We start from the raw sequence: 11,332 nt of genomic DNA on the forward strand, positions 1-11,332 counted from the left end.
TGTTTGATTCCGGAAGTAATAGGTTGATCCGGGAGGTGATTACAAAATGATATCCTGATCCCATTCTGTAAATGCTATATCATTGGAATGCAATGATAGGTGTATGTCATATGACGCAATAGCTGCGGCATTTGCCGCCGAGGGAATTGAAAAAGAGATCCGATGCGAACAGGCGTTTGCCATATCGGAGAAGTACAACATAGAAAAATTCGATATCTCCCGGTACTGCAACAAAAACGGAATTAAGATCCGTGGTTGCCAGCTGGGTTGTTTCAAATGAGCAGGTTCATCCGGGTAGTCCCTGTCCGGGATGCGGTCTCCTCCCTCCTCTCCATTGCCCCTGATCCGGGTATGGAAAGTATTGTCCTATCTGAGGCACTCTTCCGCATCCCACATGCCGATATCATCGCATCCCATGATATTCCGGGATTTGCACGGTCGATCGTTGATGGTTACGCAGTTATCTCTACGGACACAATCGGTGCGGGTGAGTCCCTCCCTGCAATGCTCACCTGCACCGGCAGGATCGAGATGGGATCATCTGATCCGGGATCGATTGTGGCAGGTGAATGCAGGTATGTCCCGACGGGCGGGATGATGCCTGTTGGTGCGGACGCTGTTGTGATGATCGAGTATACGGAGACGGCAGGGGATCAGATTCTAGTCAACCGGCCTGCTTCCAGTGGTGAGAATTATGTTGCTCCGGATGAGGATTTTGCAACAGGTGAGGTGATCATTCCATCAGGTCACCGTATTCTCCCGCAGGAGACCGGCGTACTTGCAGCAGCAGGCATTCTCTCTCTCTCTGTGCGGCGGATTCCCCGGGTTGCGGTCATCGCAACCGGGAACGAGATCATCGCTCCACAGTGCGATCCCCTCCCCGGTCAGGTGAGAGATGTCAACTCAATCGTCTGCGAGTCTTTCATCCTGCAATGCGGCTGTATTCCCGTCCCGTGTGGGATTGTGCCTGATGAGCCGGATGCACTTACCGCTGCCATTCAGCAGGCGGTTCTAACAAGTGATGCGATCTTTATCTCCGGCGGGAGTTCGAAGGATGAACGGGATGCGACCGCACGGGTGATTGCTGAACTGGGTCGGATTCTTGTGCATGGGATTGCGATATCCCCTGGCAAACCGACGATCATCGGGCAGATAGGAAATTGTCCGGTGATCGGTCTTCCCGGCCACCCGTCTTCAGCATTTATGGTTATGAGGGCGATCTGTGGACCCCTCCTCTCTGCTATGAGCGGCATTGCAATTCCGGAGCATGCCTGTTCTGCTACCCTTGATGCGGGGATACCTTCGGCAAAAGGGAGGGAGGATTATGTCAGGGTTCATCTCAGGGATGGTGTGGCAAGCCCGCTCTTCTCAAAGAGCGGCCTCCTCCATACCCTGGTGCAGAGCGATGGATATGTCCGGGTGCCTGCTGAATCCGAAGGGTTTGAAACAGGGGCTGTTGTGGAGGTGATCCTGTGGTGAGCCGGTATCTCTCTCTTGTTCCGCTTGATGAGGCGATCGCAATCATTAACAGGCTCTGCCCGCCAAAACCACGCGCAATTTCTCTCCCTCTTATCGAGAGTGTCGGAAGGGTGACGGCGGAACCGATCTATGCGGCATATTCAGTTCCCGAGGCACATCTCTCGGCAATGGATGGGATTGCAGTCTCTTCACGGGCAACCCATGGTGCAACAGACAAACACCCGATCATCATCCATGATGCGGTCCGCGTGAACACCGGCAATGTCATTCCTGCCGGCAGCGATGCCGTGATCATGATCGAGGATGTCGCATTCGAAGGCGGGGGTTACGCGATCAGGAGAGCAGCAGCCTCATGGCAGCATATCCGTCCGGTTGGGGAGGATATCGCTGAATCCGAGATGGCAGTGCCACGTGGCCACAGTATCAAATACCACGATATCGGGGCACTTGCCGCATATGGGATCACTGAAGTTTCTGTCCTCTCTTTTTCTGCCGGGCTCATCCCCACCGGGAGCGAACTGGTGGTTCATGGCACACGGCCAAAACCCGGCCAGGTCGTCGAGAGCAACTGCCAGATGGCAGCAGCACATCTCCGCTCCCTTGGTATTCAGGCTGACATCTCTCCATTGGTGCCTGATGATCCCGATCGGATACGGGAGGCGCTTGATGCTGCCGCCTCTGCCCACGATATTGTGATCATCTCTGCAGGCTCGTCAAAGGGCACAAAAGATTATACTGCTCAGGTGATTGGTGAGCTTGGCGAGGTGCTGGTGCACGGGGTCGGTATTAAACCCGGAAAACCGGTGATCATCGGTATGATCCGTGGAAAACCGGTGATCGGGCTGCCGGGCTATCCCCTCTCCGCACTTACTGTGATCCGGGAGATCATAACGCCGGTGATCAAAGCAGCAGGTATCCCGGTTCACCCACCGGAAATGATAGAGGCTGAACTGACCCGGACACTTGCCTCTGATATCGGAACCGACGAGTTCGTCCTGATGACCGCCGGCCGTGTTGCCGGGCGTTTGATCGCCACTCCCCTCTCACGTGGGGCTGGTGTCCAGATGAGTGCGGTCCGCTCAAACGGAGTTCTCAGGATTCCTGCTGATACAGAAGGTGTGGAGGCGGGCGACAGCGTTCCAATCAGCCTGAATGTGCGGAAAGAGGAGGTTGAATCGGCCCTGATTCTTGCCGGGAGCCATGATCCAATCCTTGATCGGATGGCTGATCTCCTCTCTCCCCTCCCGGTTCATTCTGCACATATCGGGAGCATGGGAGGTATTCTCGCCCTGAAGAGGCGTCACTGCCATTGTGCGCCGATGCATCTTCTGGCGCCTGATGGCACCTATAATATCCGGTACCTCGAGCGGTACCTGCCCGGTGAGGAGGTGACACTTGTCTGTGTTGCCGAACGCGAGCAGGGTGTTGTCTCAAGGGAGGGCATCACCTTTGACGGTTTGTCGAATGTCTCATTTGTTAACCGGCAGAAGGGATCGGGTACCCGGATGCTTCTTGACCATATGCTAAATGAGCGTGGGATCGATCCTGCGTCGATATCCGGCTATGATCGGGAGATGACGACCCATCTTGCAGTGGCGCTTGCGGTCAGAAGCGGTGAGGCGGATGCAGGTCTCTGTGTTGCCTCTGCGGCAGAGATTGCCGGATTATCATTTGTTCCTGTCGGAACCGAGCGGTATGAGATCGGGATTATGACAAGTGATATGGATGATCCTAGGATCAGATCCCTTCTTGAGCTGATTGAGTCAGACTCCTTCAGATCAATCCTGAATGAATCGAGTGGGTATCGAACCGAGGCCACAGGCATCAGGCAGACCCTCTCCCTCTAATTTATATCTTTTAATTCAAGCACTGTCAGGATATCAGTCCGGGTGACGATTCCAACAATCCGACCGTCTTCAACCACCGGGATTCTCCCGATATTCTGCATCGTCATGATCCTGAGCGCTTCTGTTACCGAGGCGGAGGGTGAAATCGTTATGATCGGCTGCCTGCTCATCACATCCCGTACCTGCATCGCCTCACGGTCGATATCATTTGTTTTATGGATGTCGGCGAGCGTGATGATGCCTATAAGGTCGCCACGGTCAATAACGGGGAACCCAAGGTGTTTTGTTGTATACATCAGCCGTATCACGCCGGTGAGCGGGAGGGCTGGTTCGACGCTCATGACCTCTCTTGACATGATCTCGCCGACGGTTACATCCTGGAGGAGGAAGTTTGTCGTGACCATCGATGATTCCTGGCCTGCCCCTATGTAGATGAAGAATGCAATGATGATTAAGATGAAACTGAAGGTGAAGATGCCGATAATTCCAAAGATAATGGCAAAACCCTTCCCGATATCCGATGCAATCCGTGTTGCACGATGAAGCGGCATCCGTTTGGCGAGCCAGGCGCGAAGGACCCGTCCTCCATCCATTGGGAATGCTGGAAGAAGATTGAATGCAAAGAGCAGTATATTCAGGATCGCAAGGTACCCGAAACAGTAGACAAGCACACCGGCAACAGGAGGTGTCTGGATGAGAAAACCTACACTATACGCGAGTATCCAGCTTATGATCCCAAGCCCGAGGCTTGTAAGGGGACCTGCAATCGCCATCGGGAGTTCCACTTTTGGATCGGGAAGTGTCTCTTCCATCGAAGCGACACCGCCGAAGATGATCAGGGTGATCGAATTGATCTGTATGCCGTTTGCGCGTGCAATCAGGGAATGGGCAAGTTCGTGGACAAAGACGCAGAAGAAGAGGGTAAGCGCCACGATCGCGCCGAGAATATAGGGGACAAAGCCACTGTCGATAATAGTCCTGTCAATGGGAATAGCAAAGATTCCTTCGATGAAATCCACTGTGAGGTTAATCTGGCTCCCGATGATCCATGCAAAGAGCGGGATCACCAATAAAAAAGTGATATGAAGTCGGACTGGTATGCCAAAAATCCGTCCTATCTCCAGCGATCCATTCATGGAAAGGGATTATCTTTTTTAAGTATTTAGTATATATCTTGAACAGATTGATATGAAGTGGCAGATCTCAGAGCTCTTTGGCATGAGCGTATATACCGACAGAGCCGTGTTCATCGGCAATGTTGCCGATGTCGTAATTGACATCGATAATAAAAAGATGGCATCGCTTGCCCTAACAAACATCAACCCCGATATCATCGACCTGAAATCCTTCAAGGGTCTGAAGGTGCCATACCGCCTCATTAAGGAAGTTTCAGATATTGTTCTTATCCGTCATATTCCAGGCGCTTTCAAGTCGTCCAGGGAAAAGGATCAGAACGAATGAAAAGAAGGGAGATATATTCCGAACTCCGGACAATAGCACCCTGTTTCATCAGGCTTGACGGTAGATCCTTTCATTCCGTAGCCGAAGTTCTCGGCCTGGAGAAACCATTTGATATAAAGTTCTCTTTAGCGATGGAGCATGTCACCTCTCTCCTCCTCAGGGAGAGCGGCCTGTCCCCGGAGTTTGCCTATACCTTCTCAGATGAGATCAATCTCTTCTTTACAAAGCTCCCTTTTTATGGCAGGGTAGAGAAACTCGACTCTGTTGCAGCATCCTATGCCTCAAGCGCCCTTACACTGGCACTTGGTCTTCAGTCTCCGCTCTCCTTTGATGCGCGGGTTATCCCGGTTGATGGAGGATCTGCTGTTGAGTATCTTATCTGGCGGCAGAAAGAGGCATGGAGGAACCATAACAATGCCTACTGCCAGTGGGCACTGGCTCAGGACGGGAATCCCCCCGCAAGGGTTCAGGAGATGCTTCAGGGGATGAATACCGCAGCCATGCATGAAATGATGCATTCACGCGGGGTTAACCTGTCTGAGACACCAGGATGGCAGAGAAGGGGGCTTGTGGTGTATCGCGCTTTACAAGAACATCCGGGATACAACCCCGGGTCAGGGGAGGAGGTCATCACAGAGCGGGTCCGGATCGTTTCAGATAGAAATCCTCCCCTCTTCACTACACAGGATGGGAGAGGATATCTCTCCCGTCTGATCTCAGGGTTTACGAAGAGTAATTGAGATCACAACTCCTTCGACATCCCATTCTGCAGAGAAACCGGCCTCTTCACCTTTCTCTTTTGCGAATACAAGAGACGATGCCCTGATCTCCCCGGCGATCCAGTCTTTTGAATTATCAAGTAATGATCCAATCCTATCGTCCCCGATTACGATCATTCCCTCTATCTGGTCGTCGACGGAGAGATCCATCTGCTTACGCATCTCCTGGACACGCCGGATAACCTCACGTGCATATCCTTCAGCCTCGAGCTCATCAGTAAGGGTGACGTCGACATACACTGTTGCATCGGGCATTGCTGCCGAATAGACATTTTCCGGGAGCTTCTCGGAGAATGCAACATGTTCGGCTGTGATTATGATCTCCTGATCACCGGCGGTGATTGTCGCTGATCCCGCTTCATTGATCTGCTGCCTGAGGAGAGTTCCATCTGCCTCCTCGATAGCACGCTTCACCAGAACACCGGTTTTACCGAATTCTGGTCCTATCTTCTTCATCTGTGGTTCTGCCGTCCAGAGGACGCGTTCCCATGTGCCTGTTACAACACTGACGTTCCTGCTGTTTGCACGGGCCTTGCAGAGTGGAAGAAGGGAGGAGACCGCCTCGTGTACGAGGGCACTCTCTGTTGCGATGACAACCTCGCCAACCGGCCACCGGAGTTTTCTTTTTCCTGCCTGCCGGGCATTTGCCACCGCATCATCAAAGGACTGGACAACCTGCATGGCGTCTTCGATTGACCTGTTGATCAGGTGTTGATCAGCTTCTGTCCAGTCGAGCATATGGACGCTGGATGGATCTCCGGAAAGTCTGAGGTTTTGGTAGATCAGCTCTGTGAGGTGAGGGATGAACGGGCAGGCAAGTGATACGAGCTTCCTCATTACATAATAGATCGTCTCGTATGCCTGCTGTTTACTGAGTGAATCATCTTCAAGCCACATCCGTGGCCTGACGAGCTGGACATACCAGCGGGAGAGGTCATCTAAGATGAATGAGAGGAGCTTTCTGGTGGCCCGGTGGATCTGGTATTCAGCCATCGCCCCGCTGATCTCATCAGTCAGCGAATGGATTCTTGAGATAAGCCAACGATCTTCGAATGCTCCCTCAGACGCGATTTTGTGGATTGCTGAAGTATCATATGCACCAGCAGCATCTGTTCCTGGCTGGAAATTGTCAAGTCGCATATAGGGGATCGGGAAGCGATAGACGTTCCAGAGGATATTGAGTGCACGGTGCACCGTCTTTACTCCATCCCAGTTGAATTTCAGGTCGTCCCAGGGTGCGCTTGCGGAGAGGATATATAACCGTAGTACATCGACTCCGAACTTTTCGATCACTTCTTCGGGGGTGACAACGTTTCCGAAGCTTTTTGACATCTTTTTTCCCTGTGCATCCAGGGCAAACCCGTGCATCAACACCTGTTTGTATGGCGCCTGCCCGAAAGCGATTGTTGAGAGGCCGAGCTGCGAATAGAACCAACCCCTTGTCTGGTCCTGGCCTTCGGTAATGAAGTCGGCAGGCCAGAGGTTTTTGAATGCTTCCTCTTCACCGGGATAGCTGAGTGTTGCCCAGGACGCCACGCCGGAATCGAACCAGACATCGAAGATATCCTCGACCCGGTGCATGGTGCCGCCGCAGGCACAGGGGATCGTGATCTTATCGACCATCGGCCGGTGGGGATCGGTGACTCTACTGCCGGAGAGCTCTTCAAGCTCGGAAAATCTGCCGATAACGCGGTAGGTGTCGCATGATGGGCAGACCCAGACGGGGATCGGAATGCCCCAGTATCGCTGGCGGGAGATGCACCAGTCACGTGCGCCTTCGATCCAGTCATGGAATCGTGCGCTCCCTGCCCAGTCCGGGTACCAGGTAACTTCATCCTGTATCGAGGCGAGCATCTTCTCTTTTGCATCACTTGCCTTGATGAACCATTGCGATGTTGCACGGAAGATATTTGGGGTTTTGCAGCGCCAGCAGTGGCCGTACCGGTGGGTCAGTTTCTTCTCGGCAAGGAGTGCGGGTCCGAGTGCCTGGATCACCAGCTTGTTTGTCGCCGGATCTTTCACCAGCATGCCGGCAAATTCGCCCCCTTCTTCTGTGAACCGTCCTGTTCCGTCAACAGGACAGACAATCTGGAGCTTCTCCTTCATACCAAGGACATAATCGTCCCACCCATGCCCGGGGGCGATATGCACCATCCCGGTATTTTCCATGGCAACAAAGTCTGCTGCCACGACACGGTGCCGGATTCGACCCTGCATCGGGACAGAGGGAATGAGCGGCGATTCATATTCGGATCCGACAAGTTCTGAACCCTTTTTGACACCGAGAACCTCATAGTCCTGATAGCGCCCGGCTTTTAGCACGCTCTCGACGAGATCATCTGCGATCCAGAGGATCTCGGATGCTCCTTCACGGACTGCCCTGACACGGGCATAGGTAAAGTCGGCAGCAACGGCAACCGCAACGTTTGCTGGAAGCGTCCAGGGTGTTGTCGTCCAGATGACGAGATATTCGTTTTCTGCTCCTGTAAGGGGGAACTTGACGAAGATTGACGGATCAGTTACATCCTGGTATTCGACCTCGGCATCGGCGATGGCTGTCTCACATCTCGGGCACCAGTTGACGACACGGTATCCCCTTTCCAGCATCCCCTCTTCCTCGACACGTTTGAGAGTGAACCATGCTGCTTCGATATAGTCGTTTGATATTGTCTGGTACGGATTCTCAAAATCAAGCCAGACGCCGAGATCCGAGAACTGCCGGCTCATGATATCTTTATGTGTCATGGCAAATGTCCGGCATTTATTGATAAACTGCGCAATCCCGAATGTCTCGATATCCTTCTTTGATGTGAACCCAAGCTCATTCTCAACCCGGACCTCAATCGGCAGGCCATGCATATCATACCCTGCCCGATCGATCACATGGCGTCCATGCATCCGGTGGTACCGGAGAATGGCATCTTTTAAGATTTTGTTCCATGCCGTTCCAAGATGGATATACCCGGTGGTATATGGCGGTCCGTCGACGAAGAAGAATGGCTTTCCATTCTTTCTGAGTTCCTGTACGTTCTTGTAGGTATCTTCAGCACGCCAGAATGCACGTGCCTCCTCCTCCACCTCCTTAGGTGTATAACTGCTGGTGACTTCTTCCACCTGGATCCCTCGGTCTCCTGTATTCCTATATCTACGGTGGAAACAGACAAAGGGTTTTCCACTAAAAATCAGATCGAAAGGTATTTTTTCATCTCCGTAGGCGTTGTAGGTATACCGGGAAGATGAGTGATGGGGTATCGTGTACGTTTATATGCAGAGGGTGATTATCCGCATGTCTGCCTGATGGACAGGAAGCTTTTCGGGGATTATGGATATTCTCCTATCTTTCTCCGCCAGGCTGGCGAGCTCTTCAAAGAGATGTATTATGTTGCTGTTCATGAAGACGATCCGATCGGCTATATCATAGGAGCGCAGGAGGCAAACGATCCGGATGAGGCATGGATTCTGAGGATTGGTGTCGTTGCCGAATGGCAGGGGCAGGGTATCGGGGCTGATCTCATCGATCCCCTTCTTGCATATTTCAGGATGAATGGTGCACACCGTGTCAGGATAGCTCTATCAAAGCGGCATTCCCCGGTGACTGAGCTTATGCAATCAAAGGGTTTCACCATCCTCTCCTACAAAGAGTCCTATTACTATCCTGGCATCGATCGGATGATCATGGCGCTTCAGCTCTGAATCTCCTTCGGCTCACCAGGAATTTGTAGATCTCCATCACCACGAGGATGCTTGAAGAGAGGGTGATGACAACTATCCATTCGAACAGTGAGACCGGTCCGATCCCAAGCGCATCCTGGAAGAAGGGAATATACATTGCAATGGTATGGATCACCAGTGCGGCGATGATCCCTGCGACCAGGTAGAGGTTTGTCCGAAGCGGTATCCTGAAGAAAGACCTGTAATCGGATCTACAGTTCAGTACATGGAAGTTCTCGAGCATCACCATCAGAAGGACGATCAGGTTCCGTGCCCCTGCTTCAGAATAGCCGGATGCGAGGAGCCAGTACCAGGAGATAAGAGCGATTCCGCCCATCGCAAGATCTGCAACCACGATCTGCCGCATCATCTGGTCATTGAAGATCCCCTCTTCAGGGCTTCGTGGCGGCCGCTTCATTGCTCCTTCTTCACCCGGCTCAAATGCGAGGGCGACCCCCTTTATCCCGTTTGTCACCAGGTTCAGCCAGAGGAGCTGGGCTGCTATCAGCGGGAGTGGCAGACCTATCATGAGGGCAGCGATGAAGAGGAACACCTCGGCAAAACCGGTCGATACGAGGAGGTAGGTGACTTTGCGTATATTGTCATAAGCAAACCTCCCCTCCTCAATACCGGAGACGATGGATGAGAATGAATCGTCGGTGATGATCATCGAGGCGGTATCTTTTGCAACATCGGTTCCCGTTCCCATCGCGATCCCGATATTTGCAGATCTGAGCGCCGGGGCGTCATTTACCCCGTCGCCGGTGACTGCAACAAATTCTCCTCCGCGCTTCAGGGCATCGATGATTGCCAGTTTCTGCTCAGGGCTCACCCTGGCAAATATATGCATTCCCCTGATCGCTTCAAGGAGGCCGGGCTTTTCCAGCTCCCCGGGATGGCAGCCAGCTCATCGCCTCGTATCACCTCGTTCTCGCTTGTGGCTATCCCGAGTTCTCGGGCGATTGCATAGGCGGTTTTTGGATGGTCGCCTGTGATCATCACGATATCAACTCCTGCCTCTCTGCATTCCCGTACTGCGTCGTAGACCTCAGGACGTATCGGATCGATACAACCGATGAGGCCATAGAGTTCGAGTGGCGAGGGGGGTCCCCCTTTCACCTTCTCGGGATCTGATCTCCCTCCTGCGATGGTAAGGACCCGGTACCCGCGACTGGTGAGGTGTTCCATCTGATCTTCGATCAGGGCAGGCTCGATCTCTCTGCTCCCCTCATCTGTCAGCATGGTTCTGCATCCCGGAAGGATCACCTCAAGAGCGCCTTTCACGGCGATCATCCGCTCCCCATCCTCCTGGTACCATGTGGTAGCAAAGCGGTTCTCCGAGGAGAAGGGGATCTCAGCCAGTATCGTCACCTTCGATCTGATATCATCCGGAGGTATGCCTGCCTTGTACCCAAGCGAGAGGAAGGCGATATCCATCGCATCGCCATGAAACTGCCATTTTCCATTCTCACGCTCCGAGAGTTCCCCTTCATTGCAGATGAGTCCTGTTTTGATGAGTGCGTGGAGTGTTCTGCTTGCGGCATCCTCTCCATCTGCCCCGGTGATCCTGCCTGTTCCTGTGTATCCTTCGCCTGATATGCCAAACTCCCTGCCATCCGGGAGGATGATCGCCTTTGCGGTCTGCTGGTTCACCGTAAGAGTTCCTGTTTTGTCGCTTGCGATCACAGTGCAGCTGCCGAGACTCTCAACCGCGGAGAGCTGCCTGACGATGACGTGCCTCTCGGCCATCCTGCCGGTTGCTATCGCAAGTGCAACTGTGAGGGCAACAGGAAGCCCCTCCGGTATCGCAGAGACTGCAAGTGCGATTGCCAGGAAGAAGACCTCTCGTGGGGGCTCCCCCTGCATGAGGACGACGGCTGCGAGGAATGCCGACGCCATCAAAACCGCGATGCTGATCTTCTTTGCAACCCAACTTTGCCATTAACAAGAAATATATGTGTTCTTAGTGATGCTTGAATCGACGAAAATGCAAACAAAACTAAGAACTAATGAAGTTGAGCCGAATGACAATATATCCTTTCCTATCGGTACTAT

The 11,332-nt window shown here is 52.9% G+C and carries 10 protein-coding genes; 6 read left to right on the forward strand and 4 right to left on the reverse strand.

Annotation, left to right across the window (positions count from 1 at the left end; genetic code table 11):
* Positions 1-103: 103 nt before the first annotated feature.
* The 3 genes from FTO68_RS06020 to FTO68_RS06030 are packed head-to-tail and all read left to right on the forward strand — an operon-like array spanning position 104 to position 3,326.
* Positions 104-280: a hypothetical protein gene (locus tag FTO68_RS06020; protein ID WP_255332482.1), complete on the forward strand. Its 177-nt coding sequence runs from the start codon at positions 104-106 to the stop codon at positions 278-280.
* Positions 277-1,479 (forward strand): molybdopterin molybdotransferase MoeA, encoded by a 1,203-nt coding sequence (locus tag FTO68_RS06025; protein WP_255332483.1) that lies wholly within the window; start codon positions 277-279, stop codon positions 1,477-1,479. The genes FTO68_RS06020 and FTO68_RS06025 overlap by 4 nt, the downstream gene beginning before the upstream one ends.
* On the forward strand, positions 1,473-3,326 hold the full coding sequence (locus FTO68_RS06030; protein WP_255332484.1) for a molybdopterin biosynthesis protein: 1,854 nt from the start codon (positions 1,473-1,475) through the stop codon (positions 3,324-3,326). The genes FTO68_RS06025 and FTO68_RS06030 overlap by 7 nt, the downstream gene beginning before the upstream one ends.
* Here the strand turns inward: FTO68_RS06030 and FTO68_RS06035 are convergent.
* Positions 3,323-4,462 (reverse strand): CBS domain-containing protein, encoded by a 1,140-nt coding sequence (locus FTO68_RS06035; RefSeq protein WP_255332485.1) that lies wholly within the window; start codon positions 4,460-4,462, stop codon positions 3,323-3,325. The two genes, FTO68_RS06030 and FTO68_RS06035, sit on opposite strands and share 4 nt — an antisense overlap.
* Before the next feature lie 52 nt (positions 4,463-4,514).
* Here FTO68_RS06035 and FTO68_RS06040 point away from each other — a divergent pair, with 52 nt between their 5' ends.
* Positions 4,515-4,787 (forward strand): PRC-barrel domain-containing protein, encoded by a 273-nt coding sequence (locus FTO68_RS06040; protein WP_255332486.1) that lies wholly within the window; start codon positions 4,515-4,517, stop codon positions 4,785-4,787.
* Positions 4,784-5,527: a tRNA(His) guanylyltransferase Thg1 family protein gene (locus FTO68_RS06045; RefSeq protein ID WP_255332487.1), complete on the forward strand. Its 744-nt coding sequence runs from the start codon at positions 4,784-4,786 to the stop codon at positions 5,525-5,527. Before FTO68_RS06040 ends, FTO68_RS06045 begins: the two co-directional genes overlap by 4 nt.
* On the opposite strand, the gene ileS is transcribed toward FTO68_RS06045, so the two are convergent.
* The gene (gene ileS, locus FTO68_RS06050; protein WP_255332488.1) at positions 5,504-8,680 is read right to left on the reverse strand and encodes an isoleucine--tRNA ligase; all 3,177 of its coding nucleotides are present in this window, start codon (positions 8,678-8,680) and stop codon (positions 5,504-5,506) included. The genes FTO68_RS06045 and ileS overlap by 24 nt on opposite strands.
* 129 nt (positions 8,681-8,809) lie before the next feature.
* Here ileS and FTO68_RS06055 point away from each other — a divergent pair, with 129 nt between their 5' ends.
* Positions 8,810-9,259 (forward strand): GNAT family N-acetyltransferase, encoded by a 450-nt coding sequence (locus FTO68_RS06055; protein ID WP_255332489.1) that lies wholly within the window; start codon positions 8,810-8,812, stop codon positions 9,257-9,259.
* Here the strand turns inward: FTO68_RS06055 and FTO68_RS11880 are convergent.
* Both FTO68_RS11880 and FTO68_RS06070 read right to left on the reverse strand, forming a co-directional pair.
* Entirely contained in the window at positions 9,240-10,109 is an 870-nt protein-coding gene (locus FTO68_RS11880) for an HAD-IC family P-type ATPase (RefSeq protein ID WP_368659883.1), read from the reverse strand. The two genes, FTO68_RS06055 and FTO68_RS11880, sit on opposite strands and share 20 nt — an antisense overlap.
* Complete coding sequence (locus tag FTO68_RS06070; RefSeq protein WP_255332491.1) at positions 10,106-11,194, reverse strand: HAD-IC family P-type ATPase; 1,089 nt, start codon at positions 11,192-11,194, stop codon at positions 10,106-10,108. The genes FTO68_RS11880 and FTO68_RS06070 overlap by 4 nt, the downstream gene beginning before the upstream one ends.
* Positions 11,195-11,332 lie beyond the last annotated feature (138 nt).

This window comes from Methanocalculus taiwanensis, from assembly GCF_024372745.1.
GTDB lineage: Archaea > Halobacteriota > Methanomicrobia > Methanomicrobiales > Methanocorpusculaceae > Methanocalculus > Methanocalculus taiwanensis.

What these genes read in the sequence shown, in the direction of transcription:
- FTO68_RS06020 (WP_255332482.1), top strand. Translation starts at nt 104, where the DNA reads ATGTCATATGACGCAATAGCTGCGGCATTTGCCGCCGAGGGAATTGAA.
- FTO68_RS06025 (WP_255332483.1), top strand. Translation starts at nt 277, where the DNA reads ATGAGCAGGTTCATCCGGGTAGTCCCTGTCCGGGATGCGGTCTCCTCC.
- FTO68_RS06035 (WP_255332485.1), bottom strand. Translation starts at nt 4,462, where the DNA reads ATGAATGGATCGCTGGAGATAGGACGGATTTTTGGCATACCAGTCCGA.
- FTO68_RS06040 (WP_255332486.1), top strand. Translation starts at nt 4,515, where the DNA reads ATGAAGTGGCAGATCTCAGAGCTCTTTGGCATGAGCGTATATACCGAC.
- FTO68_RS06045 (WP_255332487.1), top strand. Translation starts at nt 4,784, where the DNA reads ATGAAAAGAAGGGAGATATATTCCGAACTCCGGACAATAGCACCCTGT.
- FTO68_RS06055 (WP_255332489.1), top strand. Translation starts at nt 8,810, where the DNA reads ATGGGGTATCGTGTACGTTTATATGCAGAGGGTGATTATCCGCATGTC.